At 61.1% G+C, this 24,687-nt stretch carries 25 protein-coding genes; 14 read left to right on the forward strand and 11 right to left on the reverse strand.

Going from position 1 to position 24,687, the window contains the following annotated elements; all coding sequences use genetic code 11:
• Positions 1-77: 77 nt before the first annotated feature.
• The 4 genes from ACK8OU_RS03560 to phoB all read left to right on the forward strand — a co-directional run bounded on the left by ACK8OU_RS03560 (position 78) and on the right by phoB (position 3,108).
• Positions 78-773, forward strand: coding sequence for a sirohydrochlorin chelatase (locus ACK8OU_RS03560; protein ID WP_410302018.1), 696 nt, complete (start codon positions 78-80; stop codon positions 771-773).
• Between the two features lie 117 nt (positions 774-890).
• The gene (pstB, locus tag ACK8OU_RS03565) at positions 891-1,688 is read left to right on the forward strand and encodes a phosphate ABC transporter ATP-binding protein PstB (RefSeq protein ID WP_410302019.1); all 798 of its coding nucleotides are present in this window, start codon (positions 891-893) and stop codon (positions 1,686-1,688) included.
• 10 nt (positions 1,689-1,698) lie between these two features.
• Positions 1,699-2,412, forward strand: coding sequence for a phosphate signaling complex protein PhoU (gene phoU, locus ACK8OU_RS03570; protein ID WP_410302020.1), 714 nt, complete (start codon positions 1,699-1,701; stop codon positions 2,410-2,412).
• Between the two features lie 3 nt (positions 2,413-2,415).
• Positions 2,416-3,108 (forward strand): phosphate regulon transcriptional regulator PhoB, encoded by a 693-nt coding sequence (gene phoB / locus ACK8OU_RS03575; protein WP_410302021.1) that lies wholly within the window; start codon positions 2,416-2,418, stop codon positions 3,106-3,108.
• Here phoB and ACK8OU_RS03580 read toward each other — a convergent pair.
• On the reverse strand, positions 3,093-3,974 hold the full coding sequence (locus ACK8OU_RS03580) for a ribokinase (RefSeq protein WP_410302022.1): 882 nt from the start codon (positions 3,972-3,974) through the stop codon (positions 3,093-3,095). The genes phoB and ACK8OU_RS03580 overlap by 16 nt on opposite strands.
• A 77-nt stretch (positions 3,975-4,051) precedes the next feature.
• Positions 4,052-6,319 (reverse strand): NADP-dependent malic enzyme, encoded by a 2,268-nt coding sequence (locus ACK8OU_RS03585; protein ID WP_410302023.1) that lies wholly within the window; start codon positions 6,317-6,319, stop codon positions 4,052-4,054.
• Positions 6,320-6,431: 112 nt separating this feature from the next.
• On the opposite strand from ACK8OU_RS03585, the gene mutS reads away from it, so the two are divergent.
• Entirely contained in the window at positions 6,432-9,077 is a 2,646-nt protein-coding gene (mutS, locus tag ACK8OU_RS03590; protein ID WP_410302024.1) for a DNA mismatch repair protein MutS, read from the forward strand.
• Between the two features lie 63 nt (positions 9,078-9,140).
• Here mutS and ACK8OU_RS03595 read toward each other — a convergent pair whose 3' ends face one another.
• A complete protein-coding gene (locus ACK8OU_RS03595) occupies positions 9,141-9,692 on the reverse strand; it encodes a nucleotide exchange factor GrpE (protein WP_410302025.1) in 552 nt (183 codons plus the stop codon).
• Between the two features lie 5 nt (positions 9,693-9,697).
• Entirely contained in the window at positions 9,698-10,759 is a 1,062-nt protein-coding gene (gene hrcA, locus ACK8OU_RS03600; RefSeq protein ID WP_410302026.1) for a heat-inducible transcriptional repressor HrcA, read from the reverse strand.
• Positions 10,760-10,873: 114 nt separating this feature from the next.
• Here hrcA and rph point away from each other — a divergent pair, with 114 nt between their 5' ends.
• Genes rph through ACK8OU_RS03625 form a run of 5 tightly spaced genes read left to right on the forward strand, consistent with a single transcriptional unit; the run spans position 10,874 to position 14,075 of the window.
• The gene (gene rph, locus ACK8OU_RS03605) at positions 10,874-11,587 is read left to right on the forward strand and encodes a ribonuclease PH (protein WP_410302027.1); all 714 of its coding nucleotides are present in this window, start codon (positions 10,874-10,876) and stop codon (positions 11,585-11,587) included.
• Positions 11,584-12,192, forward strand: a complete 609-nt coding sequence (gene rdgB / locus ACK8OU_RS03610) for an RdgB/HAM1 family non-canonical purine NTP pyrophosphatase (protein WP_410302028.1) — start codon at positions 11,584-11,586, stop codon at positions 12,190-12,192. The genes rph and rdgB overlap by 4 nt, the downstream gene beginning before the upstream one ends.
• Position 12,193: 1 nt before the next feature.
• Positions 12,194-12,568, forward strand: coding sequence for a RidA family protein (locus tag ACK8OU_RS03615; RefSeq protein WP_410302029.1), 375 nt, complete (start codon positions 12,194-12,196; stop codon positions 12,566-12,568).
• The gene (gene hemW / locus ACK8OU_RS03620; RefSeq protein ID WP_410302459.1) at positions 12,568-13,722 is read left to right on the forward strand and encodes a radical SAM family heme chaperone HemW; all 1,155 of its coding nucleotides are present in this window, start codon (positions 12,568-12,570) and stop codon (positions 13,720-13,722) included. The genes ACK8OU_RS03615 and hemW overlap by 1 nt, the downstream gene beginning before the upstream one ends.
• On the forward strand, positions 13,722-14,075 hold the full coding sequence (locus tag ACK8OU_RS03625) for a YbaN family protein (RefSeq protein WP_410302030.1): 354 nt from the start codon (positions 13,722-13,724) through the stop codon (positions 14,073-14,075). Before hemW ends, ACK8OU_RS03625 begins: the two co-directional genes overlap by 1 nt.
• Positions 14,076-14,078: 3 nt before the next feature.
• On the opposite strand, the gene ACK8OU_RS03630 is transcribed toward ACK8OU_RS03625, so the two are convergent.
• The 7 genes from ACK8OU_RS03630 to ACK8OU_RS03660 all read right to left on the reverse strand — a co-directional run bounded on the left by ACK8OU_RS03630 (position 14,079) and on the right by ACK8OU_RS03660 (position 21,461).
• Positions 14,079-14,969, reverse strand: a complete 891-nt coding sequence (locus ACK8OU_RS03630; protein WP_410302031.1) for a ParB/RepB/Spo0J family partition protein — start codon at positions 14,967-14,969, stop codon at positions 14,079-14,081.
• A gap of 3 nt (positions 14,970-14,972) precedes the next feature.
• Positions 14,973-15,788 carry a ParA family protein gene (locus tag ACK8OU_RS03635; protein WP_410302032.1) on the reverse strand — a complete coding sequence of 272 codons (816 nt, stop codon included), beginning with the start codon at positions 15,786-15,788 and terminating at the stop codon, positions 14,973-14,975.
• Positions 15,781-16,410: a 16S rRNA (guanine(527)-N(7))-methyltransferase RsmG gene (gene rsmG, locus ACK8OU_RS03640; RefSeq protein WP_410302033.1), complete on the reverse strand. Its 630-nt coding sequence runs from the start codon at positions 16,408-16,410 to the stop codon at positions 15,781-15,783. The genes ACK8OU_RS03635 and rsmG overlap by 8 nt, the downstream gene beginning before the upstream one ends.
• A complete protein-coding gene (gene mnmG / locus ACK8OU_RS03645; protein ID WP_410302034.1) occupies positions 16,410-18,272 on the reverse strand; it encodes a tRNA uridine-5-carboxymethylaminomethyl(34) synthesis enzyme MnmG in 1,863 nt (620 codons plus the stop codon). The genes rsmG and mnmG overlap by 1 nt, the downstream gene beginning before the upstream one ends.
• A gap of 12 nt (positions 18,273-18,284) precedes the next feature.
• On the reverse strand, positions 18,285-19,568 hold the full coding sequence (mnmE, locus tag ACK8OU_RS03650; protein WP_410302035.1) for a tRNA uridine-5-carboxymethylaminomethyl(34) synthesis GTPase MnmE: 1,284 nt from the start codon (positions 19,566-19,568) through the stop codon (positions 18,285-18,287).
• Positions 19,569-19,601: 33 nt separating this feature from the next.
• Complete coding sequence (gene rho, locus ACK8OU_RS03655; RefSeq protein WP_410302036.1) at positions 19,602-20,873, reverse strand: transcription termination factor Rho; 1,272 nt, start codon at positions 20,871-20,873, stop codon at positions 19,602-19,604.
• A 123-nt stretch (positions 20,874-20,996) separates the two neighbouring features.
• The gene (locus ACK8OU_RS03660) at positions 20,997-21,461 is read right to left on the reverse strand and encodes a CopD family protein (RefSeq protein ID WP_410302037.1); all 465 of its coding nucleotides are present in this window, start codon (positions 21,459-21,461) and stop codon (positions 20,997-20,999) included.
• A gap of 404 nt (positions 21,462-21,865) precedes the next feature.
• Between ACK8OU_RS03660 and ACK8OU_RS03665 the strand changes: the two genes are divergently transcribed.
• The 4 genes from ACK8OU_RS03665 to dnaQ are packed head-to-tail and all read left to right on the forward strand — an operon-like array spanning position 21,866 to position 24,591.
• Positions 21,866-22,459 carry a Maf family protein gene (locus tag ACK8OU_RS03665; RefSeq protein ID WP_410302038.1) on the forward strand — a complete coding sequence of 198 codons (594 nt, stop codon included), beginning with the start codon at positions 21,866-21,868 and terminating at the stop codon, positions 22,457-22,459.
• Positions 22,456-23,295: a shikimate dehydrogenase gene (locus ACK8OU_RS03670; protein ID WP_410302039.1), complete on the forward strand. Its 840-nt coding sequence runs from the start codon at positions 22,456-22,458 to the stop codon at positions 23,293-23,295. Before ACK8OU_RS03665 ends, ACK8OU_RS03670 begins: the two co-directional genes overlap by 4 nt.
• Positions 23,292-23,897: a dephospho-CoA kinase gene (gene coaE / locus ACK8OU_RS03675; RefSeq protein WP_410302040.1), complete on the forward strand. Its 606-nt coding sequence runs from the start codon at positions 23,292-23,294 to the stop codon at positions 23,895-23,897. The genes ACK8OU_RS03670 and coaE overlap by 4 nt, the downstream gene beginning before the upstream one ends.
• Positions 23,890-24,591, forward strand: coding sequence for a DNA polymerase III subunit epsilon (dnaQ, locus tag ACK8OU_RS03680; RefSeq protein ID WP_410302041.1), 702 nt, complete (start codon positions 23,890-23,892; stop codon positions 24,589-24,591). The genes coaE and dnaQ overlap by 8 nt, the downstream gene beginning before the upstream one ends.
• The last annotated feature ends 96 nt before the right edge of the window (positions 24,592-24,687 follow it).

Below are 24,687 nucleotides of genomic sequence, written 5' to 3' on the forward strand. Positions count from 1 at the left end.
GGTAACTGTGCCGCGCATCCTTCTGCGCCATTGCCCTGCCTGGCAAACCGCCTAACTTCACCGGAAAAGGAGTCCCCATGCCCCAGGCCATCATCGTCGCGCACGGCTCGCCATCCGAACCGGAACCGCAGGAAGCCGCGCTTCGGGCGCTTGCGGCCGATGTCGGGGCACGCCTTCCCGGTTGGCAGATCCGCGGCGCGACGCTTGCCGCCGATGGCGCACTTGCCGCCGCGCTGAATGGGTTCAACCGCCCGCTGATCTACCCCTTCTTCATGGCCGAGGGATGGTTTACCGGCAAGGAACTGCCGCGCAGGCTTGGCGAACTTGGGGCCGAGGCGGTGCAGCTGCCCCCCTTCGGGGTTGACCCGGACCTGCCGGCGCTGATCGCACGGGTCACGCTGCAGGCCGCGGCCAAGGCCGGGATGGCCCCGCAGGATACCGCGCTGATCCTGGCGGCCCATGGGTCCAGGGTCGCGCGCCGGTCGAAGGATTCCAGCTATGCCATGGCCGAACGGCTGGCCGCGATCACCCCGTTTCCCCGGATCGAGGTCGCCCTGATCGAAGAGCCGCCGTTTCTGGCCGATGTCGCCCGCGACCTTGGGCGCGGCATCTGCCTGCCCTTCTTTGCCCTGCGCGCCGGCCATGTCGAAGGCGACATCCCCCAGGCCATCGCAAAGGCCGGTTTCCAGGGCCCCTGCCTGAAAGCCATTGGCGAACACCCCGAGGTTGCCAGCCTGATCGCGGCCGCGCTGCGCCGGTCCGCCGGGGCCTGACGTTTTTCCGGGATATTGTCACACGATCGTCACACCGATTTTGCATAAGGCACCGGGCAGGCGCCGGTTGCGCGGCGGGGCCCGCACCAGCCAAGTGAACGCGCCGGGGACCAGGCGATGAAGGACATCAGACTGACGGAGAGAGCTGTGGACAGCCAGCAGAACAAGATCAGCGCCAACGACGTGCATGTGTTCTACGGGGCAAGCCACGCGCTGAAAGGTGTCAGTGTCGAGATCCTCGACCGCACCGTAACGGCCTTCATCGGCCCATCGGGTTGCGGAAAATCGACCTTTCTGCGCTGTCTGAACCGGATGAACGACACCATCGACACCTGCCGCGTCGACGGCAAGATCCTGCTGGATGGCGAAGATATCTATGACCGCGCGGTCGATCCGGTCCAATTGCGCGCCCGCGTGGGAATGGTGTTCCAGAAACCCAACCCCTTCCCGAAATCGATCTATGACAACGTCGCCTACGGCCCCAAGATCCACGGCCTGACCCGCGGCAAGGCCGAACTGGATGAGGTGGTCGAAGCCAGCCTGCGCAAAGCCGCGCTGTGGAATGAGGTCAAGGACCGGCTGGATGCGCCCGGCACCGGCCTTTCAGGCGGACAGCAGCAGCGGCTTTGCATCGCGCGCGCCATCGCGACCGCGCCCGAGGTTTTGTTGATGGATGAACCCTGTTCGGCGCTTGACCCGATCGCAACCGCCCAGGTCGAGGAACTGATCGATGAGCTGCGGGCGCAATTCTCGGTGGTGATCGTGACCCATTCGATGCAGCAAGCTGCGCGCGTCAGCCAGCGGACCGCCTTTTTCCACCTTGGGCATCTGGTGGAATACGGCGAAACCGGCCAGATTTTCACCAATCCGCGCGACCCGCGGACCGAATCCTACATCACCGGCCGCATCGGCTAAGGCAGGGATCATGTCAGGTCAACACATCGTTTCATCCTTTGACCGCGATCTGGAAAAGGTCCAGGCCCTTGTCGCCAAGATGGGCGGCATGGTCGAGGCCGCCATCCTTGAGGCGGCACAGGCGCTGGAAACCCGCGATGACGAGCTTGCCCGCGAAGTGCGCCGCCGCGACAAGGACATCGACACGCTGGAAGAACAGATCAACCACGAAGCGGCCCTTCTGATCGCCCTGCGCGCGCCCGCAGCCGGTGATCTGCGCATGGCGCTTTCGGTGATCAAGATCGCTGCCAGCCTGGAACGGGTCGGCGACTATGCCAAGAATATCGCCAAACGCAGCCATGTGCTGACCTCGATGCCCACGGTGACCGGCGCGCCCGCCGCGATCCGGCGCATGGCACAGGCGGTTGAGCTGATGCTGAAGGACGCCATCGACGCCTATATCCAGCGCGACGTGAACCTGGCCGCCGACGTACGCGCGCGCGATATCGAGGTGGATCAGATGTATAACGCGCTGTTTCGTGAATTCCTGACCTACATGCTGGAAGACCCGCGCAACATCACGGCCTGCATGCATCTGCATTTCATCGCGAAGAATGTCGAACGCATGGGCGATCACGCGACCTCGATCGCGGAACAAGTGATCTATCTGGTCACCGGCGACCTGCCCGAGGACGCCCGCCCCAAGACGGAAAGCGTCACCGCGCTTCCCCAGCAAGAGGTTTAGACCATGTCACCCGCGCAACAGCCCTGCGTTCTGGTGGTGGAAGATGAATCCGCCCAGCGCGAAGTTCTGAAATACAACCTTGAGGCCGAAGGCTTCCGCGTTGCCCTTGCGGAAAACGGCGATGAGGCGCTTTTGATGGTCAGCGAGGAAAAACCCGATCTGATCGTGCTCGATTGGATGCTGCCGAATGTGTCGGGCATCGAAATCTGCCGTCGCGTGAAGGCCAATCCCGAAACCCGCAGCATCCCGATCATCATGCTGTCCGCCCGGTCCGAAGAAACCGACCGCGTACGCGGCCTGGAAACCGGCGCCGATGACTATGTCGTCAAACCCTATTCCGTGGTCGAACTGATGGCGCGCCTGCGCACGCAGCTGCGCCGGACACGCCCGGCCACGATGGGCGAACGCCTGATCTTCGAAGACATCGTGCTGGATGCCGCCGAACACCGTGTGTTCCGCAACGGGCAACCGCTGAAGCTTGGCCCGACCGAATTCCGCCTGCTGTCCACCCTGATGGAAAAGCCTGGCCGCGTCTGGACCCGGGATCAGTTGCTGGACCGCGTCTGGGGGCGCGACATCTATGTGGATACGCGCACGATTGACGTGCATGTCGGGCGACTGCGCAAGGCACTGATGGTGCATGGCGGGTCGGATCCGGTTCGCACCGTGCGCGGCACCGGCTATTCGCTGGGCTGATCGGCCAGGAAAGCCTCAACCTCGGCGCGGGCCGGGATCGCATCGGCGGTCCCCACCCGCATCACCATCAGCGCCGCCGCAGCCGCAGCCAGCCGCAACGCGGCCTGTGGGCCAAGGCCTTCATCCAGCCCGGCCGCGAAATACCCCGCAAAGGTATCGCCCGCCCCGGTCGTATCCGCCGGGCGCACGGGAAAAGCCGGCTGGAAAATCCGCACCCCGCCGCGCAGGTCGCGCCATTCGGCACCTTCCGCACCCCGCGTGATCAAAAGCTCGGGCACCGGCAGATCGTCCAGATCCTTGCCCAGCGCCTCGGCCAGCTGCGCCGCCTCAACCGCATTCAGGGCCAACAGCGTCACGAAAGGCATCACAGCACGCACCGCATCGGCATCAAACGGCGCCGCCGAATAGATGACGCGCAGGCCACGCGCCTGCGCCATCTGCGCCGCATCTGCCTGATGCAGGGTTTCATTCTGGATCAAAAGCGTATCACCCGGCCCGGCATCGCGCAGCGCCGCCACAATCCCGGTTTGGGAAAAGGCCCTGTTCGCGCCGGGATAGAGAATGATCGAATTCTCGGCACCCTCATCGATAAGAACGATCGCATGGCCCGTAGCAACATCCAGCCGTTCGACAAACCGGCAATCCACGCCCAAACCGGACAGCCGGTCCAACGCCCAGGCCCCGGGCCCGATACCGCCGACATGCACAACCCGCGCCCCGGCGCGCGCCACGGCGACCGACTGGTTCGCCCCCTTGCCGCCAAGCCCGATCGCATGGGCTGTGGCCGCAAGCGTCTCACCCGGCCCCGGCAGCCGGGGCAGACGATAGAAATGATCAATATTGATGGACCCGAGATTGAGGATCATGGCGCGCACTCCTGCCTTCGGCTTTGCGAAAATATCCTCGGGGGGTCCGGGGGGCAGACAGCCCCCCGGCTTCGCCGTCAGCGCGTCTGGCCCAGCCGGCAGGCCGCAATCGCCGCCATGTTCAGGATATCGTTCACCGTCGACATCGTGGAACAGATCTGGATCGGCGCGGAAACCCCCGTAAGGATCGGCCCGATCACCGTGGCGCCCGCCATTTCCTGCATCAGCTTGACCGAGATCGACGCCGAATGCCGCGCCGGCACCACCAGAACGTTTGCCGGGCCGGACAGGCGGCAGAACGGATAATTCGCCATCTGGTCGGGGTTCAGCGCGACATCCACCGTCATTTCGCCTTCATACTCGAAACCAACGCCGCGCCGATCCAGGACCTTGGTCGCCTCACCCATCTTCGCGGCGCGTTCGGATACCGGATAGCCGAAGGTCGAGAATGACAGGAACGCCACCCGCGGATCGATGCCCAAACCCCGCGCCACATGGGCGCCGCGTTCCGCGATATCGGCCAGATCCTCTTCATCCGGCCATTCATGTACCAGGGTGTCACCCATCAGCACGATCCGCCCCTTGTGCAGGATCGCCGTGATCCCGACCGCCCCGTCCGAGGGCTTGGCATCATAGACCTTGTTGATCAGTTCCAGCACATGGGCGGATTTGCGCGTGGCGCCGGTCACCAGACCATCACCATGCCCATGCGCCAGCATCAGCGCGGCAAACACATGGCGGTCGCGGGTGGCCAGTTTGTGCACATCCTCGCGGTCGGCCCCCTGACGCTGCAAGCGTTTGTACAAAAGCTCCTTGTAGCTGTCGATATGGCCGCTGTTCTGGGAATTCACCACCTGGATCTCGCTAACGGCATCACCGATACCTGCCGCTTCAAGCTTTTCGCGAACGTCGCTTTCCACACCAACCACAAGCGCACGGCCCATGCCCGACCGCTGATAGGCCACCGCCGCGCGCAGCACGCGCGGGTCGTCGCCTTCTGCAAAAATCATCGTGGCCTGTGCCTGCCGGGCGCGGGCGTGGATACCCTGCAGGATGCTGGCGGTGGGATCCATGCGCGCCTTCAGGCTAAGCTCATAGGCGGTCATGTCGATGATTGGACGGCGCGCAACGCCGGTTTCCATCCCCGCCCGGGCCACCGCGGGCGGGATCACATGGATCAGACGCGGGTCGAAGGGCGTGGGAATGATGTAGTCACGCCCAAAGGTCAGCTTGCGGCCATAGGCCATCGCCACCTCATCAGGCACATCCTTGCGCGCCAGTTCCGCAAGCGCCCTGGCGCAGGCGATCTTCATTTCGTCATTGATCGCCCGGGCATGGATATCCAGCGCGCCGCGGAACAGATAGGGAAAGCCCAGGACGTTGTTCACCTGGTTGGGGTAATCGCTGCGCCCGGTGGCCACGATCGCGTCCTGGCGCACGGCATGGGCCTCTTCGGGGGTGATCTCGGGGTCCGGGTTGGCCATGGCGAAGATCACCGGATTGTCGGCCATGCTTGCCACCATCCCGGGCGTGACCGCCCCCTTGGCCGAAACGCCAAGAAACACATCCGCGCCCACCATCGCCTCTTCAAGGGTGCGCGCATCGGTTCTGGCGGCATGGGCCGATTTCCACTGGTTCATGCCCTCGGTCCGGCCCTGCCAGATCACGCCCTTGGTGTCGCACATGATGCAGTTGTCATGCCGTGCGCCCATCGCCTTGACCAGTTCAAGGCAGGCGATCCCGGCCGCACCGGCACCGTTCAGCACGATACGGCAATCCTCGATCCGCTTGCCCGACAGTTCCAGCGCGTTGATCAGGCCGGCGGCGCAGATCACGGCGGTGCCATGCTGATCATCGTGGAACACCGGGATGTCCATGATTTCCTTCAGGCGCTGTTCGATGATGAAGCATTCGGGCGCCTTGATATCCTCAAGGTTGATGCCGCCGAAGGTCGGCCCCATCAGGCGCACGGCCTGGATGATCTCATCGGGGTCTTCGGTATCCAGCTCGATGTCGATGGCGTTCACGTCGGCAAACCGTTTGAACAGAACCGCCTTGCCTTCCATCACCGGCTTGGAGGCCAGCGCCCCAAGGTTGCCCAGCCCAAGGATCGCCGTGCCATTGGAAATGACCGCAACCATATTGCCCTTGACGGTATAGTCATAGGCGGTCTCGGGCCGCTCGGCGATGGCCTCGACCGGAACCGCAACCCCGGGGCTGTAGGCCAGGCTAAGGTCGCGCTGGGTGGTCATCGGCTTGGTCGCCGTGATTTCGTATTTCCCCGGACGCGGGTCCAGGTGATAGGCCAGCGCCTCTTCGGGCGTGATGCGGTTCTTGGTGGACATTGGGCCGTGCTCCTCCTGCAGGCCTCTCTCTTAGCGCCGCGCGTGGCGTGCCTCAATGGATTTGCACCTGTCCCGGGGCTTTTGTAGGGTCGCGCAAAGCCAAGGGGGAAGCATGTCGGACCAAAGTGTCACACCGATGATGGCGCAGTATCTGGGGATCAAGAACGCCAATCCCGGTGCGCTTTTGTTCTACCGGATGGGCGATTTTTACGAGATGTTCTTTGACGACGCGGTACAGGCCGCCGCCGCGCTGGACATTGCGCTGACCAAACGCGGTCAGCATCTGGGCGAAGATATCCCGATGTGCGGCGTGCCCGTACATGCCGCCGAGGGGTATTTGCTGACGCTGATCCGCAAGGGGTTTCGCGTCGCCATCGCCGAACAGATGGAAGACCCTGCCGAGGCAAAGAAACGCGGGGCCAAATCCGTCGTTGCGCGCGATGTGGTGCGGCTTGTCACCCCCGGCACCCTGACCGAAGACAGCCTGCTTGAGGCGCGGCGCCACAATTTCCTTGCCGCCTTTACCGAGGTCCGCGATGACGCGGCCCTTGCCTGGGTGGACATCTCGACCGGCGAATTCCGGGTCATGCCCTGCCCGCTGCTGCGTCTGGCGCCGGAACTGGCGCGTCTGGCCCCACGCGAGGTTCTGGTCTCCGAGCTGCGCGAGGCCGATCTGGCCGGCATCATCACCGACATGCGCGCCGCCGTGACGCCCCTGCCCCGCGCCAGCTTTGACAGCCAGGGCGCGGACAAACGCCTGTGCGCCCTTTTCAACGTCGGTACGCTGGATGCCTTTGGCACATTTTCACGCGCCGAACTGTCGGCCATGGGCGCCATTGCGGATTATCTGGACCTGACGCAGCGCGGCAAACTGCCGCTGCTGCGGGCGCCGGTGCGCGAAGATGCCGGTGGAACCGTGCAGATCGACGCGGCGACGCGCCGCAATCTGGAACTGACGCAGGCCCTGTCCGGGGGGCGCGAAGGATCGCTGCTGCAGGCCATCGACCGCACCGTCACCGCAGGCGGCGCAAGGTTGCTGGAACGGCGCATATCCGCCCCGTCACGCGATCTTCGGGAAATCCACACCCGGCATGAATCGATACGATTTCTGCTGGAACAGAGCCGTTTTTGCGAAGATCTTCGGGCCGATCTGCGCCGCTGCCCCGACATGGACCGCGCCCTGTCGCGTCTGGCGCTTGACCGCGGCGGCCCACGCGACATGGCCGCCATCCGCAACGGGCTGGAACAGGCCGCGTGCATCGCCACGCGGCTTGACGGGTCGGATGCCCCAAGCCTTTTGGGCAAAGCGACACAGGCCTTGACCGGGCATGCGGCACTGCGCGATCTGCTTGATGCCGCGTTGATTGCCGAACCCCCGCTTCTGGCCCGTGACGGCGGCTTCATCGCGCCAGGTTACGATGCGGAACTGGACCAGACGCGTCAGCTGCGCGATGAGGGTCGCGGTGTGATTGCCCGCATGCAGGCCGAGTATATCGGGCAGACCGGCATCCAAAGCCTGAAGATCAAGCATAACAACGTGCTGGGTTATTTCATCGAAACCACCGCGACCCATGCCGAACGGATGATGGCCCCGCCGCTGAATGAAACATTCATCCACCGCCAGACCACCGCCAATCAGGTCCGTTTCACCACCCTGCCCCTAAGCGAACTGGAAACCCGTATCCTGAACGCGGGCAACCACGCGCTGGAAATCGAAAAAAGGCTCTATCACAGCCTGAAAAGCGCGATTCTGGACCAATCAGGCCCGATCGCCGCCGCCGCCCGCGCGCTGGCAGAAATCGACCTGGCCACGGCCTTTGCCGACCTTGCGGCCAGCGCGGACTGGGTCGAGCCAAAGATCGACAATTCCCGCAGTTTTATCATCGAGGGTGGTCGCCATCCGGTGGTCGAAGCCGCCCTGAAACGCAACGGCGAACCTTTCATTGCCAACGACTGCACCCTGAGCGAAGGCGAAACCGCCGCCATCTGGCTGCTGACCGGGCCCAACATGGCCGGCAAGTCAACCTTTCTGCGCCAGAACGCGATCATCGCGCTTCTGGCGCAGGCAGGCAGTTTCGTTCCCGCCCGCCGCGCCCATATCGGTCTGGTCAGTCAATTGTTCAGCCGCGTCGGCGCCGCCGACGATCTGGCACGGGGCCGGTCGACCTTCATGGTGGAAATGGTCGAAACCGCCGCAATCCTGAACCAGGCCGATGACCGCGCCCTGGTCATCCTGGACGAAATCGGCCGCGGCACAGCAACCTATGACGGGCTGTCCATCGCCTGGGCGGTTCTGGAACACCTGCATCAGGTCAACCGATGCCGCGCGCTTTTTGCCACCCATTACCACGAAATGACCGCCCTTGCGGCCAAGCTGGACGGCGTGGAAAATGCCACCGTGGCGGTGAAGGAATGGGAAGGCGAAGTCATCTTCCTGCATGAGGTCCGCAAGGGCGCCGCTGATCGCAGCTATGGCGTTCAGGTCGCGCGTCTTGCAGGGCTACCCGAAAGCGTGGTGGCCCGCGCACGCGTCGTTCTGAATGCACTGGAACAGGGCGAACGTGAAGGCGGTACCAAGAAACAGACCATTATCGATGACCTGCCACTGTTTTCCGCCCATGTCCCACCCCCGCCCGTCCTGGCCCCAAAGCCCCCTTCACGGGCAGAAGAGCACCTGCGCGGCCTGCATCCCGACGAAATGACCCCGAAAGAGGCGCTCGCCGCTCTGTATGATCTGAAGGCACTTCTGAAAGACTGATCTTCGGCTTTGCGAAAATATCCTCGGGGGGCTCGGGGGGCAGACAGCCCCCCGCGTCACCGTTCAGCTTTTCGGCATGGATGACACGCCAACCTTGGCTGGGCGCAACAGGCGGTCATGCAGCAGGAAACCCTCTTCCATCACCTGAATGATGTCACCTGCCACGGTTCCCGGCACGGGGGCTTCGAACATGGCCTCATGCTGCTGCGGATCGAACCTGTCGCCGACCACCGGGACCACGGCCTGAACGCCGTGCCGCCCAAAGACATTCAGCAATTCGCGCAGCGTCAGTTCCACCCCTTCGATCAGACCAGCCGCCGCGGCACGCTGTTCCTCGCCGGCGGCGTCCAACGCGCGGCGCAGCGCATCGTAGACCGGCAAAAGGTCACGGGCCAGTTTGGTTCCGCCATATTGTTCGGCTTCGCGCCGGTCGCGTTCCCCACGCTTGCGCATGTTTTCGGCATCAGCCAGGGCGCGCATGAAACGGTCGCGAAGTTCATCACGCTCGGCGCGCAGCGCCTCAAGCTCATCCTGACCTTCGTTCAGGACATCCTCGAAGGTTTCATCGATCCGGGCCTGCTCTTCGGCGATCTCGTCTTTCTTCATCTCGCTCATGCGTCTCATCCTCTGCCCCGACCGGACAACATCCGCCCGACCAGTTGCGCTGTGTAATCCACGATCGGCACGATCCGCCCATAGTTAAGCCGCGTGGGGCCGATGACCCCGACCGCACCGATGATCTTTCGATCCGCGTTCATATAGGGAGAGACAACCAAAGAGGAACCCGAAAGTGAAAAAAGCTTGTTTTCCGAGCCAATAAAAATGCGCACACCTTCGCCATCCTCGGCCAGTTCCAGAAAGCGGGCGATGTCGCGTTTGCGTTCCAGATCATCGAACAGGCTTCGGATGCGGTCCAGGTCGGCCTCTACCCCGATCAGATTGGCGCGGCCGCGCACGATCAGACGCTCGGTCACCTCGCCCTCGTCCTGCCAAAGCGCCAGACCATTTTCCACAAGCTCGCGCGCAAGCGTATTCAGCTCTTGCCGGCGTTCGCCGATTTCCCGGACAATTTCGCCGCGCAACTCGGACAGGGTGCGCCCTTCGGCCAATGCGTTCAGGAAATTCGCGGCCTCACGCATGGATGCAGGCGTCTGGCCCGGCGGTGGGGTAAAAACGCGGTTTTCCACCTGACCATCGGCAAAGACCAGAACGACAAGGGCGCGTTCGGGGGCAAGGCTGACGAATTCGATATGGCGGATCGACGCTTCGTGTTTGGGCGCCAGCACCAGACTTGCGCCATGCGTGATCCCCGACAGCGCCGCGCCGACCCGATCCAGAAGCGACCCGACATCGGCATCGCCCGAACCGAACGTCGCCTCGATCTTTTCGCGGTCGCGGGAATCCAGGCTGCCGACCTCCATCAGGGCATCGACGAACATGCGCAGGCCCAGTTGGGTGGGCACGCGTCCAGCCGAAACATGTGGGCTGTCCAGAAGCCCAAGATATTCCAGATCCTGCATCACGTTGCGAATAGTCGCCGCGGACAGCTTTTCGCTCATCTGCCGGGTCAGCGTGCGCGATCCCACCGGATCGCCCGATTCAATATAGCCCTCGACAACCCGGCGAAACACCTCGCGGGAACGTTCGTTCAGCTCAGAAAGGATCTGGTTTCCGTCAGTCATCGCATTTCACCTTGGCGCGATTGAGATAAGACCGGGACGGTTGTGCCGTCAATCGGGGTTGCATCGCGCCGGGCACGGCCTGTAATTGGCGCAGAACGCAAAAAAGGACACGTCATGCGCCCCTCTGGTCGGAATTTAAGTGAAATGCGCCCGATTTCAATCGAGACTGGGATCACGAAACATGCAGAGGGATCCTGTCTGATCCGCGTGGGGGATACCCAGGTTCTGTGCACCGCCACGATTGAGGATCGCGCCCCCCCCTTTCTGAAAGGGTCGGGGCTTGGCTGGGTGACCGCCGAATACGGCATGCTGCCGCGCGCCACCAACACCCGCAACCGGCGCGAGGCAGCGGCGGGCAAGCAATCAGGCCGAACCCAGGAAATCCAGCGGCTGATCGGGCGCGCGCTGCGGGCCGGTGTCGACCGTGTGGCACTTGGCGAACGCCAGATCGTGGTGGACTGCGATGTCATCCAGGCCGATGGCGGCACCCGCTGCGCCGCGATCACCGGCGGTTGGGTTGCGCTGCGGCTTGCGGTAAACAAGCTTATGAAAGCTGGCGTCTGCACCTCGGACCCGCTGGTGGATCATGTCGCCGCGGTGTCCTGCGGTATCTATGCCGGGCAGGCCGTGCTGGATCTGGATTATGCCGAAGACAGCGAGGCGGGAACCGACGGGAATTTCATCCTGACCGGGGCCGGCAAGTTGATTGAAGTGCAGATGTCCGCCGAGGGGGCAACCTTTTCGCGCCCGCAGATGAACGAGTTGCTTGATCTGGCCGAGGCTGGCATCGCGGAACTGGTTACAGCCCAGAAAGCAGCCATTGCATGAGGAAGTTCCAGGGCAAACGCCTGCTGGTGGCAACCCATAATCGCGGCAAGCTGGAGGAAATCGCGGCGCTGCTGGCGCCCTTTGGTATCGACATCATCGGCGCGGCCGAGATGAACCTGCCCGAGCCTGCGGAAACCGAATCCACTTTTGTCGGCAACGCCCGGATCAAGGCCCATGCCGCCGCACAGGCCACTGGCCTGCCCGCGCTGGCCGACGATTCCGGGATCGAGGTGGATGCCCTGGGCGGCGCACCCGGGGTTTACACCGCAGATTGGGCGGAAACCCCGAACGGGCGTGATTTCATTCAGGCGATGACGCGCACCTGGACCGAATGCGAGGCCATGGCCGCCCCCTACCCCAGAACGGCACGGTTTCGCTGCACCCTGGTGCTGGCCTGGCCCGATGGGCATGATGAGGTGTTTGACGGCAAGGCCGAAGGACAACTGGTCTGGCCAATGCGGGGGGTTCAGGGTCACGGCTATGACCCGATGTTTCAACCTGACGGGCATGATGTGACCTTTGCCCAAATGGACCCGGCCAGGAAAAACCAGATCAGCCACCGGGCGGATGCGTTCCGCAAGCTGGTTGAATGCTTCGAGGGATAAGATGCGCCGCATTTCCACCGGATCGCCGTTTGAACGCAGCATGGGCTACAGCCGCGCCGTCGTGAAGGGGCCCTGGTGCTTTGTGTCCGGCGTGACGGGCTATGACTATGCGACGATGCAGATGCCACAGGACATAGCGGATCAGGCACGCAATTGCTTTGCGACGATCAGCACGGTCCTGGCCGAGGCGGGCTTTGCCATGGAAGACATCGTCCGCGTTCAGTACACGGTCACCGATGCATCACTTGTGGATGATTTGGTGCCGGTATTGGGCGCCACGCTGGGCGAAATTCGCCCGGCGGCAACCATGGTCATCGCCGGACTTATCCGACCCGAGATGAAGGTGGAAATCGAAGTCACGGCGTTCCGTCCATGATCGAAGACTGGCGCCACGGGGGGTTTGGGCTTTATCTGCACTGGCCGTTTTGCGCGTCGAAATGCCCCTATTGCGACTTCAACAGCCATGTGGCGGGGCAAATCGACATCGCCCGCTGGCGCAGCGCCTATATCAGCGAGATCGACAGGATCGGGCGGGAAACCAAAGGCCGCGTTCTGAACACCGTCTTCTTCGGCGGCGGCACGCCTTCGTTGATGCCCGCGGACCTTGTGGCCGCGATCCTGGACAGGATCGGCGAAACCTGGACACTTGCCAACGATCTGGAAGTAACACTGGAAGCAAACCCGACATCGGTTGAGGCACAGCGGTTCCGGGGCTATGCCAAAGCAGGGGTAAACCGCTTGTCGATGGGGGTTCAGGCGCTGAACGACGCCGATCTGAAGCGGCTGGGAAGGCTTCATTCGGTCGCCGAGGCAGAGCGCGCCTTTGGCATCGCGCGCGAAGTTTTTGACAGGGTAAGTTTTGACCTGATCTATGCCCGTCAGGATCAGACCCTGCGCGCGTGGGAGTCCGAGCTTGGCCGTGCGTTGTCGATGGCGGTGGACCATCTGTCGCTGTATCAGCTGACAATTGAAGACGGCACCGCCTTTGGCACGCGCCATGCTGCAGGGGGCCTGCGCGGGCTTCCAGGTGAGGATCTGGCGGCAGATATGTATCACCTGACGCAAGAAATCTGCGATGCGGCGGGAATGCCCGCCTATGAGGTTTCCAACCATGCCCGGCCCGGTGCGGAAAGCCGCCACAATTCTATTTATTGGCGTTATGGCGATTATGCCGGGATCGGACCGGGCGCGCATGGGCGGCTGACGCTGGGCGGAACGCGCAAGGCGACCGACACGCCCAAAGCGCCGGGGGCCTGGCTGAACCGGGTAGAGCAAACCGGCACGGGCGAAAATTTACGCGAAGATCTTCCTTTACACGAGCAGGCCGAGGAATATCTGATGTTCGGGCTTCGGCTGCGCGAGGGGATCGATGCACGGCGATACCACGCACTTTCGGGCCAACCGCTGGATGCCGATGCCCTGACCGAAATGGAGGATCTGGGCTTGCTGGTCATCGATGACGCGCAAATTCGCACCACGCCTGCCGGGCGTGCCGTTCTGAACGCGATCCTGCGCCGGCTGTTTCCCTGATGCGCATTCTGTGGCTGATCGCGGGTCTGGTGTGCTTTGCGCTTGGCGTGATCGGGGCCTTTCTGCCGCTGTTGCCCACCGTTCCCCTGATGCTGCTGGCAGCCTTTTGCTTTGCCCGCTCATCCGAGCGGTTGCACAACTGGCTGCTGAGCCACCCACGGTTCGGCCCTGCCATCATCGACTGGTCCGAGCGCCGTTCGATCGCGCGGCCCGCAAAATGGGCCGCGTCAGTTTCAATCCTGGCCGCCTTCGCGCTGTCTGTCGCATTCGGCGTTGGAACGAAGATTCTGGCGGTTCAGGCAACAACCCTGATCGCCGTGGCAGCGTTCATCTGGAGCCGTCCCGACAGTTGATCCTTAGCGCATTCCGCTGAGAAGCTGGCACAATTCGTCCAGCTGTTCGAGCGTCCGATAGCTGATTGAAAGTGTGCCGCCATCCAACCCATTGTGGTCGATTGATACCTTCATACCAATTGTAGCGGAAAGATCGCCTTCTAGCGCGCGCGTATCGGCATCTTTCTCGGCGGATTTTCGTGCGCCATTGCTTTTTCGCGCCTCCTCCCCCGTTGGTCCCTTGGCCAGACGCTCGGTCTCACGCACAGACAGACCCCGAGAGATCACATCTTGTGCGAGCTTGACGGGGTTTTCTGTCGTGATCAGCGCCCGTGCGTGGCCGGCAGAAAGCTTACCTTCACGCAACCAACCCTGAACCTCGGACGGAAGCTGCAACAAACGCAAGAGGTTCGCGATATGGCTGCGGCTTTTCGAAAGCGCCTCTGCCAGTTTTTCTTGCGTATGACCAAAGCGATCCATCAACTGCCGATAGGCCAGGGCCTCCTCCAGCGGGTTCAGATCGGCGCGCTGGATGTTTTCGATGATCGCAACTTCCAGAACCTCGGTATCCGAAAAATCGCGAATGATAACAGGCAGATCGTGCAACTGTGCAATCTGCGCGGCGCGCCAGCGACGTTCCCCGGCAACGATTTCATAGCCATCCTTTGACGGATGCTTTCGAACGATCAGCGGCTGAATGACCCCTTTTTCGCGGATGGATGCGGCGAGTTCTTCCAGAGCTTCAGGCAGGAAATCGCGGCGCGGCTGATTGGGATTGGGTTCGATCTGTTCGATCGGAATACGATGCTCGGCCCGGCGCGCCGGGGCCTGTTCTTCCGTCGTGACCCCCACATCCGCCATCAGCGCCGAAAGGCCCCGACCAAGACCGCGGCGTTCAAATCTCTTGTCGTTCATCCCCTAGCCTTTCCGTTGTGCGATCTCATGCCGAGAAACCAGTTCCTGCGCCAGGGCGCGATATGCCGCCGCGCCACGCGATGCAGGATCATAGGACAGAACCGGCAATGCAAATGACGGTGCCTCTGACACTCGGACATTCCGCGGAATCATCGTGCGGAACACGATCTCACCCAAGGTTGCACGGGCATCCGCCTCGACCTGCTGCGATAGATTATTCCGAACGTCATACATCGTCAGAACAACACCCTCAATCCTAAGTCCTTGGTTTGCAGACTGCCGAACCTCACGAATCGTCAGCAAAAGCTGTGACAAGCCTTCAAGGGCAAAGAATTCTGCCTGCAGGGGCACCAGAACGGACTGAGCCGCCACCATGGCGTTGATAGTCAAAAGGCTGAGAGAAGGCGGGCAATCGATCAGAATGTAATCAAAGCCATATACGTCAAGCGCGGGCTGATGCAACGCGTCATGCAAAAGGAAACTGCGCTTTTCGCTTGCGACAAGCTCCATATCAGCAGAAGACAGATCGGTTGTCGCAGGACAAATCCACAAGCCCGAAATGTTCGTAGGCAGAACCACCTCGGAAACAGGGGCCTCCTCAAGCAAAAGGTCATAAGTTGTGCGCTGACGGGCCTCCGGCTCAATCCCAAGACCAGTCGAGGCGTTACCCTGCGGATCCAGATCCACCAAAAGCACCTTGCGGCCACCTTCTGACAGGGCCGCCGCAAGATTGATCGCCGTTGTGGTCTTGCCTACGCCACCTTTTTGGTTGGCGATCGCAATGATCCGGGGCGCGGGCGGGCGCGTCGGGTCAGGCACGAGAAACTCCTTGAATGTTCAGCACGACAGAAGCGGGATCCGTAAGGCTGGGAATCGGATCCACCATAAAAACCCAGCGCCCCCTGGCCTCGGCAACCTCGTCACGCCAACTTGCGCCTTTCGGGAACAGCGCGGTGCCGTCGGGCTTCAGGTGCAGCTGCGCAAACCCCAGAAGCCCTGGCAAAGGCGCGAGGGCACGGGCGCTTAGAACGTCCGCATTCAGGGGATCGAGACCCTCTATCCTCTCCGAAAGAACAGCCACCTGAAGGCCGATGTCGCGCGCCACGGTGGATAAAAAGGCTGACTTTCTCAGGTCGCTTTCGACCAGAGTCACCTGCACAGAAGGGGCCTTTTCTGACGCGAGAATCGCAATGACAAGACCCGGAAACCCACCACCGCTACCCAAATCAACCCAGCGCCCCTCACTAAGGCTGGCCATCGAAAACAACTGGGCCGAATCCAGGAAGTGACGCGCCCAAAGATCTTGAAGCGTGCCATTTGACACGAGGTTGATTGCTGGATTCCACTTTCGCAGAAGCGATTCGTAGCGGCGCAATCGGTCCAGTGTTTCACGTGAAACATCGAAGCGATCCTGAAGTGTGCGCTCAGCCGGGTTAGCCATCATGCCGACCGCGCCCGCGCCAGCTGACGCAGCTTTGCCAATACCAGCGTCAGAGCCGCCGGTGTCACCCCGTCAACCCGTGAAGCCTGCCCCAGGTTTGCAGGGCGCGCGCGATCAAGCTTACCTTTCAATTCGTTGGAAAGGCCATGCAAAGCGTGAAAATCGAAATTTTCGGGGATTTCCCACTCTTCATCCCGCCTAAGCGCCTCAACATCCGCTTCTTGGCGCGAAAGGTAGTTCGCATAAAGCGCGTCGCGGCCAAGCTGATCCGCGACATCCCCGGGGATTTCCGCCAATGAGGGTTCAGCCTGCACAAGCTGTTCAAAAGTCACATCCGGGAACGATAGTAAAGCATAGGCGCTGCGCCGGATTCCATCCTGATTCACCTTGATGCCGACCACATTCGCTTGCTTTGGCGTGAACTGGACCGTGTCAAGCAACGCTTTACCGCGAGACAGTTCTTCCATCTTTGCATGAAATACGGTCGAGCGAGCCTGATGGACACAGCCAAGCCCTATCCCAAGGGGTGTTAACCGCTGATCTGCGTTGTCCGCCCGAAGAGAAAGCCGGAATTCGGCCCGTGAGGTGAACATCCGATACGGCTCGGTCACGCCACGCGTTACAAGATCATCAATCATCACGCCGATATAGCTGTTCGTTCGGCTCAGGATGACAGGATCACGCCCGGTCGCGGCCAAAGCGGCATTCAAGCCTGCGACAAGGCCCTGCGCTGCTGCTTCTTCATACCCGGTCGTCCCGTTGATCTGGCCCGCCAGGTAAAGCCCGGGAAGCGCCCGAAGTTCCAAACTGCTACGAAGGGCGCGCGGGTCAACGAAGTCATATTCAATGGCATAGCCCGGCTGCAGGATACGGACTTGCTCCAGGCCTTTGATTGACCGCACATAAGCTTCCTGCACATCTTCGGGTAAAGACGTCGAAATACCATTCGGGTAAACAGTCGGATCGTCGATCCCTTCAGGCTCCAGAAAGACCTGATGCGAAATCTTGTCAGCAAATCGCACCACCTTGTCTTCAATCGATGGGCAATACCGCGGGCCGACGCCTTCAATATGCCCGCCATACATTGCAGACCGACTAAGGTTTTCGCGAATGATCCGATGGGTTTGCTCATTCGTGTGCGTGATTCCACAATTCACCTGCTGCACAAAAGGCTTCTTGTGCAGAAAGGAAAACAAGACGGGGTCATCATCGCCCGGCTGCGTATCCAGGGAAGCCCAATCAATGGTGCGTCCATCCAGCCGCGGCGGGGTCCCGGTTTTCAGGCGACCAAGCGGCAACCCAAGGTTAGTCAAGCGCATAGCCAAGGCAACTGATGGGCGATCCCCCATCCTGCCACCAGCACGGCGCTGATCCCCGATATGAATGATCCCATTCAGGAACGTTCCCGTGGTTAGAACAACCGCACCGGCGGAAAGCGCCGATCCATCCGCCAGAACGACGCCACAAACCCGGCCTGCATCCACGATCAGATCAGCAACCTCGCCTTCAATCACCGTCAGCCCAGGCTGATCTGCCGTCAGCTTTTGCACTGCCGCGCGATACAGCTTCCGATCCGCCTGCGCCCGGGGTCCCTGGACAGCAGGGCCTTTGCGTCGATTAAGCAAACGGAACTGAATCCCCGCCCAATCAGCGGCGCGGCCCATGATACCATCAAGGGCGTCAATCTCTCGAACCAGATGCCCTTTGCCCAGACCGCCGATCGCCGGATTACAGGACATGACCCCAAGCCCGTCCTTGCGTAATGTAACAAGCGCGGTTTGCGCACCCATGCGGGCGGCGGCATGGGCCGCCTCGGCACCCGCATGCCCCCCACCGACAACGATGACATCCAGATGTTTCACGTGAAACACTCCTTACTTGCCGATGCAGAAGCTGGCAAAGATTTCATCCAGAAGATGCTCTACATCCACCCGCCCAACAAGGGACTCAAGCGCGCGTGCCGCCCGGCGCAGATTCTCTGCCGCCAATTCCGCACGATCCGGTCCATGCGATATCTCATTCTGCGCCGATTCCAAAGCTTCAAACGCGCGCAGCATCGCAATTCGATGCCGCTCTCGTGTCATTACACCAGCTTCTGCCGCACGCGCAGCCAAAATTCGCGTGACCTCTTTCACCAAAAGATCAAGCCCTGCCCCGGTCTTGCCCGATACCGCAAGCCCGCCATGGGCTCCCAGATCTGCCTTGGCATGCGCAACGATGTCGTCGCCAACCGGCGCCAGCAAAGGCATGCCGTTGTCTTCCACCAGAAAAATCCGCAAATCGGCCGCTTCCGCCCGTTGTAGCGCGCGTTCAACGCCAATTGCTTCGACGACATCGTCGGTATCGCGCAATCCAGCCGTATCCAGCAGCGTCACAGCCAAACCGTCCATATCCATGCGTACTTCGATCACATCGCGTGTGGTTCCGGCGATTTCCGAAGTAATCGCCGCCTCACGCCCCGCCAAAGCGTTCAAAAGGGTGGATTTCCCGACATTGGGGCGCCCCACGATCGCAACTTCAAAACCTTCCCGGATACGCTCGGCCGATGAAAGGCGCCCCAGTTCCTGACCAAGGGCATCCTGCACAAAACCGACCAGCACTTGCACTTCGGCTGAAACATCAACCGGCACATCTTCATCCGCGAAGTCAATCGTTGCCTCGATCAGAGCCGCTGCCCGGACAAGTTTGCCGCGCCACTCATCGACCAACGACCCGACCGCCCCGGACAAGACCCGAAGTGCCTGCTTCCGCTGTGCTTCTGTCTCGGCAGCGATCAGATCCGACAACCCTTCGACCTGCGCCAGATCAAGGCGTCCATTTTCCAGCGCGCGACGCGTGAATTCACCCGGCTCTGCCAACCGCAGGCCCGGCATTGAACCCAGGCCGCGCAAAACCGATGCCACGGTCGCAATGGCGCCATGCACATGTAATTCGGCTACCTGTTCACCCGTAAAGCTTTTGCCCCGTTCAAAGCAAAGAACCACCGCCTCATCCAGAATTTCGCTATCAAGCTGCAGCCGTCGAACGCCGGCCACCCTGGGCGGCGGAAGGTCCCCCGCCAGTGTCATGGCGGAATCCCAGGCCAGCGGCCCGGAAATACGAATGACGGACACGCCCGCTTTTCCGCGGGCAGTGGCCTGCGCAAATATCGTATCCAAGCTGTAACCCCTTGTGGGAAAAGAAAAACAGCGTCAGCCGTTCATGGAATCGAAGAATTCTGCGTTGGATTTGGTCTGCTTCAGCTTCGAAATCAGGAACTCGATCGCATCTGTCGTCCCCATCGGGTTCAGAATGCGGCGCAGCAGATAGGTTTTCTGAAGATCCTTGGAATCGACCAGAAGATCTTCTTTCCTGGTACCCGATTTCAGAATATCCATCGCCGGGAACACGCGCTTGTCGGCCACCTTGCGGTCCAGCACGATTTCGCTGTTGCCGGTACCCTTGAACTCTTCAAAGATCACTTCATCCATCCGGCTTCCGGTGTCGATCAGCGCCGTCGCGATGATGGTCAGGCTACCGCCCTCTTCGATGTTTCGCGCCGCACCGAAAAACCGCTTGGGCCGTTGCAGCGCATTAGCGTCCACGCCCCCCGTCAACACCTTGCCCGAAGACGGCACCACCGTGTTGAAGGCCCGGCCCAGACGTGTAATCGAGTCAAGCAGGATAACAACGTCGCGCTTGTGTTCCACCAGGCGCTTGGCCTTTTCAATCACCATTTCCGAAACCGCAACGTGCCGCGTTGCCGGTTCGTCAAAGGTCGAGGAAATCACCTCACCCTTCACCGACCGCTGCATGTCGGTCACTTCTTCCGGGCGTTCATCGATCAGAAGAACGATCAGATAGCATTCCGGATGGTTCTTTTCGATCGAATGCGCAATGTTCTGAAGCAGGACCGTCTTACCCGTCCGCGGCGGCGCCACGATCAGGCTTCGCTGCCCCTTCCCGATCGGTGCCACCAGATCGATGATCCGGGCCGAGCGGTCCCTGATCGTCGGATCCTCGATTTCCATCTTCAGCCGCTCATTGGGATAAAGCGGGGTCAGGTTATCGAAAGCGACCTTGTGACGTGCCTTTTCCGGGTCTTCAAAATTGATCTTTTCAACCGTGGTCAGGGCAAAATACCGCTCATTCTCACCGGGTGCGCGGATGATCCCTTCAACGGTATCGCCCGTGCGCAGGCTGTACTGGCGGATCATGTCGGGTGACACATAAATATCATCCGGCCCCGGCAGATAGTTCGCTTCGGGCGAGCGCAGGAACCCGAAACCATCCTGCAGCACCTCAAGAACGCCATCGCCGCCGATCTCGATCTCTTCCTCGGCATGCTCTTTCAGGATCGAGAACATCATCTCGCCCTTGCGCATGGTCGAAGCGTTCTCAATTTCCCATTCCTCGGCCATCGCCAGCAGGTCAGCCGGGCTTTTCGCCTTCAGATCAGACAGGTTCAAACGTTCCTTGGTCATGGCGGGCCCACTCGCTCTGGCGACCGTCTTGCGGCGCGAATATGAAATATCGGAAGCCCTCATGCCGGACGGCAGAGGTTTGAACGCCATCTAAGCGTCAACGACGCCCGAGTCAACAAAAGCTCAGAATTTGACGATCACCGCCAGCACGATCACGATCATGAACAGGGTGGGAACCTCGTTCATCATCCGGTACTGTCGGCCGGTTATCTGGTTCGTTCCACCTGCCAGATCCTTGCGCCGTGCCGCGCACCACATGTGAAACCAGGTCATACCGATCACCGCCGCACCCTTCGCCCAGGGCCAGGTCAAGCTCCAGTCGACAATTCCCGGGGTCAGAACCAGCGCCAGACCGAACAGCCAGCTGGAAATCATCGCGGGATTCATGATTGCCTTCAGCAACAGTCTTTCCTGGTGCTGGAACAGCAAATCCATATCGGATCCCCGCACAACGCCCTGCTTTTTCAGCCCTTCAACATGATAAACATACAATCGGGGCAGATAGAACAGCCCCGCCATCCAGGCAAGGATCGACATGACATGCATGGACTTGATCCATGGGTATGTCGAGGCAAGAAAATCCGTCATCGGCGTAACCTTTCCGTAACTGCCTCTTCTTAATGATAAGAAGAAATAAAAGAAAAGATGATGATGATATAAGCCCTGTGGACGATGGGGATTAACGGGTTATAAACATCTTGTCCCCAAACCGAACAAGGTTTTCCGCAAAATTTTGTACTTGTGGAAAAAATTAATATTTCAATTATATTTCAATATCTTGTGGTAGATTTGACATCGAAGAAAGCCTGTGCACAACTCGCGTACACATGGCCAGACGCGGCATAATCCCACAGGTGGCTTGAAGCAACGCCAACAGGTGGAAAACCTGTGCTGTTGCTTGACAAGACCGATCGGAAACGGGGATGGATCAGGGGTCCGTAACTTCTCCCCAGCTTTGCCCCTTGTCATCAGCCCGATTTATCCACACGCCCATGCACATGATCCTTGCCTCTGCATCCCCGATCCGGGCAACCCTTTTGCGCAACGCGGGGCTGGACCTGCGGATCGAACCCGCACGGATCGATGAAGACGCGATCCGCCACGCGCTGACGGCGGAATCTGCCCATCCGCGTGATGTGGCCGATACCCTGGCCGAAATGAAGGCGCTGAAGGTGTCGGTCCGCCATTCCGGCGCCCTGGTGCTTGGCGCCGATCAGGTGCTGGAGATGAGGGGCACGATTTTTTCCAAGCCCGCGACACCACAGGACGCCTGTGACCAGCTTGCGCAACTGTCGGGTCGCACCCATCGCCTGCTGTCCGCGCTTGTCTGTGCACGCGATGGCATGCCGCTTTGGCGTCACATCGCCGAGGTTCGGCTGACCATGCATGACCTGACCCCGGATTTCATCGAATCCTATGTTGCCCGCAACTGGCACAGCATCAGCCATGCGGTGGGCTGCTATAAGCTGGAAGAGGAAGGCGTGCGGCTTTTCTCGTCCATTGAAGGCGATTACTTTGCCGTTCTGGGCCTGCCCCTTGTCGAATTCCTCAACTGGCTGCGCGCCCGAGAAGAGCTGAGAACATGAAAGACCACCCCCGCATTCCACTGGCCGGCGTGATCGGCTCACCCGTCGCGCATTCCCGTTCACCGGCGCTGCACGGGCATTGGTTGCGCAGCTACGGTATCCAAGGGTTCTATATTCCCATGGATGTGGCAGCGGACAACCTTGAAACGGTGCTGCGGACGTTGCCCAAGGCGGGTTTCGTCGGGTGCAATATTACCATTCCGCACAAGGAAGCGGCGTTGAAAATTGCCGATGTCGTGTCGGACCGCGCGGCCTTGATCGGTGCGGCGAACACACTGATCTTCCTTCCCGATGGGCGTATTCATGCCGACAATACCGACGGATACGGCTTCATCGCAAACCTGCGCCAGAATGCCCCCGCCTGGGACCCCGGCGCGGGCCCTGCGGCGGTGATCGGTGCGGGGGGGGCCGCACGCGCGGTCGTTGCCTCGTTGCTGGAAGCGGGCGTTCCGGAACTGCGCATTGCCAACCGCACCCGCGCCCGGGCCGAAACCCTGCGCAGTGAATTCGGCGCGCGTCTGGTTGTTTATGACTGGGGGCAGGCCGGAAACATGCTGGATGGCGCGATAACGGTGGTGAATACCTCTTCGCTGGGCATGGTCGGCGCGCCGGATTTCCGAATTCCGCTGGATGCCCTGTCCCCGAAGGCTGTTGTGACAGATATTGTCTATACGCCCCTGCGAACCCCGCTTCTGGAACAGGCCGAGGCTTTGGGTTGTACCGTTGTTGACGGGCTTGGCATGCTTTTGCATCAGGCGGTTCCGGGCTTTGAACGCTGGTTCGGCCTGCGCCCCGAGGTCACGGACAGTCTCCGCAACGCGGTGTTGGGCGCATGATGGAACGCAAGGGTCCGTTCCGCCTTGGCCTGACCGGGTCAATTGGCATGGGAAAATCGACGACTGCCGCAATGTTTGCGGCGCAGGGCGTTCCGGTCTGGGATGCCGATGCAACCGTGCATGCGCTTTACGCGCCGGGCGGTGCCGCCGTGCCCCCCATCGCCGCCGCCTTTCCCGAAGCGGTGCGCGACGGTGCGGTGGATCGCACCGTCCTGAAGGCTATTCTGGCGGCGGATAAAACGGCTCTGCCCCGGCTGGAATCGATTGTTCATCCGCTGACAACGGCTGCGCGGCTGGCGTTTCTGGACGCGCATCGTGATACCGACATCGTGTTGCTGGATATTCCGCTTCTGTTCGAAACCGGCGCCGATCGTGATTGCGATGCAACCCTTGTCGTATCGGCACCGCCTGCGCTGCAGCGCGCCCGTGTCCTGCAGCGCCCCGGCATGACCCAAGAGCAACTGGACCTGATCCTGTCCCGGCAGATGCCCGATGCGCAAAAGCGTGCCCGCGCCGATTATGTCATCGAAACGCTGACCCTTGAAGCGACCCGTCAGGCTGTGCAAAGCTTGATCGCGCAGATCCGGGGGCAAGATGCGTGAAATCGTTCTGGATACCGAAACCACCGGCTTTGAACCGTCCGAGGGTCACCGCATCGTGGAAATCGGCGCGGTAGAGCTGTTCAACCACGTTCCCACCGGCCGCACCTACCACCAGTATATTCAGCCTGATCGGAAAATGCCGCAGGAAGCCTTTGATGTTCACGGCATCAGCGACGATTTCCTGAAAGACAAACCCCGATTTCCCGAAATCGGCCGGGCATTTCTGGATTTCATCGGCCCGGATTCCAAACTGGTGATCCATAACGCCGCTTTCGACATGAAATTCCTGAACGCGGAACTGGGTTGGGCGAAAATGCCGCTGATCGGCAATGACCGGGCGGTGGACACGCTGATGATCGCGCGGCGCAAGTTCCCGGGTTCCCCGGCTTCGCTTGATGCGCTGTGCCGCCGTTTTGGCATCGACAATTCCATGCGCGAAAAGCATGGCGCGCTGCTGGACAGTGAAATTCTGGCCGAGGTCTATCTGGAACTGATCGGCGGGCGCCAGCCGGGTTTTGGCCTGCATACCGAAACCGCGGGCCTTGCCGATGCCGCCCTTTCGGATGATTGGCGCCCCCGTCCCCGGCCGCAGCCATTGCCCCCCCGGCTGACCGAAACCGAGGCCAGGGCGCATGACGATTTTGTCGCGCGGATGGGTGAAAAGGCGATCTGGGGTCGCTACCGCGTGCATTGACCGCGGGCGAATTTCTGCGCCGGCTCTGGCGGAAATTTGCGAAGATTCTTGCATCCATCTGCTTCAAATTCTTGAGTGGTGCCTGATTTTTCAGCA

The sequence above is a fragment of the Pontitalea aquivivens genome (genome assembly GCF_046507575.1).
GTDB classification, from domain to species: Bacteria; Pseudomonadota; Alphaproteobacteria; order Rhodobacterales; family Rhodobacteraceae; genus Pontitalea; species Pontitalea aquivivens.

What these genes read in the sequence shown, in the direction of transcription:
- ACK8OU_RS03660 (WP_410302037.1), bottom strand. Translation starts at nt 21,461, where the DNA reads ATGACGGATTTTCTTGCCTCGACATACCCATGGATCAAGTCCATGCAT.
- pstB (WP_410302019.1), top strand. Translation starts at nt 891, where the DNA reads ATGAAGGACATCAGACTGACGGAGAGAGCTGTGGACAGCCAGCAGAAC.
- rho (WP_410302036.1), bottom strand. Translation starts at nt 20,873, where the DNA reads ATGACCAAGGAACGTTTGAACCTGTCTGATCTGAAGGCGAAAAGCCCG.
- ACK8OU_RS03665 (WP_410302038.1), top strand. Translation starts at nt 21,866, where the DNA reads ATGCACATGATCCTTGCCTCTGCATCCCCGATCCGGGCAACCCTTTTG.
- ACK8OU_RS03560 (WP_410302018.1), top strand. Translation starts at nt 78, where the DNA reads ATGCCCCAGGCCATCATCGTCGCGCACGGCTCGCCATCCGAACCGGAA.
- hrcA (WP_410302026.1), bottom strand. Translation starts at nt 10,759, where the DNA reads ATGACTGACGGAAACCAGATCCTTTCTGAGCTGAACGAACGTTCCCGC.
- ACK8OU_RS03580 (WP_410302022.1), bottom strand. Translation starts at nt 3,974, where the DNA reads ATGATCCTCAATCTCGGGTCCATCAATATTGATCATTTCTATCGTCTG.
- dnaQ (WP_410302041.1), top strand. Translation starts at nt 23,890, where the DNA reads ATGCGTGAAATCGTTCTGGATACCGAAACCACCGGCTTTGAACCGTCC.
- rph (WP_410302027.1), top strand. Translation starts at nt 10,874, where the DNA reads ATGCGCCCCTCTGGTCGGAATTTAAGTGAAATGCGCCCGATTTCAATC.
- ACK8OU_RS03625 (WP_410302030.1), top strand. Translation starts at nt 13,722, where the DNA reads ATGCGCATTCTGTGGCTGATCGCGGGTCTGGTGTGCTTTGCGCTTGGC.
- phoU (WP_410302020.1), top strand. Translation starts at nt 1,699, where the DNA reads ATGTCAGGTCAACACATCGTTTCATCCTTTGACCGCGATCTGGAAAAG.
- ACK8OU_RS03595 (WP_410302025.1), bottom strand. Translation starts at nt 9,692, where the DNA reads ATGAGCGAGATGAAGAAAGACGAGATCGCCGAAGAGCAGGCCCGGATC.
- ACK8OU_RS03615 (WP_410302029.1), top strand. Translation starts at nt 12,194, where the DNA reads ATGCGCCGCATTTCCACCGGATCGCCGTTTGAACGCAGCATGGGCTAC.
- coaE (WP_410302040.1), top strand. Translation starts at nt 23,292, where the DNA reads ATGATGGAACGCAAGGGTCCGTTCCGCCTTGGCCTGACCGGGTCAATT.
- ACK8OU_RS03670 (WP_410302039.1), top strand. Translation starts at nt 22,456, where the DNA reads ATGAAAGACCACCCCCGCATTCCACTGGCCGGCGTGATCGGCTCACCC.
- rsmG (WP_410302033.1), bottom strand. Translation starts at nt 16,410, where the DNA reads ATGGCTAACCCGGCTGAGCGCACACTTCAGGATCGCTTCGATGTTTCA.
- rdgB (WP_410302028.1), top strand. Translation starts at nt 11,584, where the DNA reads ATGAGGAAGTTCCAGGGCAAACGCCTGCTGGTGGCAACCCATAATCGC.
- ACK8OU_RS03585 (WP_410302023.1), bottom strand. Translation starts at nt 6,319, where the DNA reads ATGTCCACCAAGAACCGCATCACGCCCGAAGAGGCGCTGGCCTATCAC.
- mutS (WP_410302024.1), top strand. Translation starts at nt 6,432, where the DNA reads ATGTCGGACCAAAGTGTCACACCGATGATGGCGCAGTATCTGGGGATC.
- ACK8OU_RS03630 (WP_410302031.1), bottom strand. Translation starts at nt 14,969, where the DNA reads ATGAACGACAAGAGATTTGAACGCCGCGGTCTTGGTCGGGGCCTTTCG.
- phoB (WP_410302021.1), top strand. Translation starts at nt 2,416, where the DNA reads ATGTCACCCGCGCAACAGCCCTGCGTTCTGGTGGTGGAAGATGAATCC.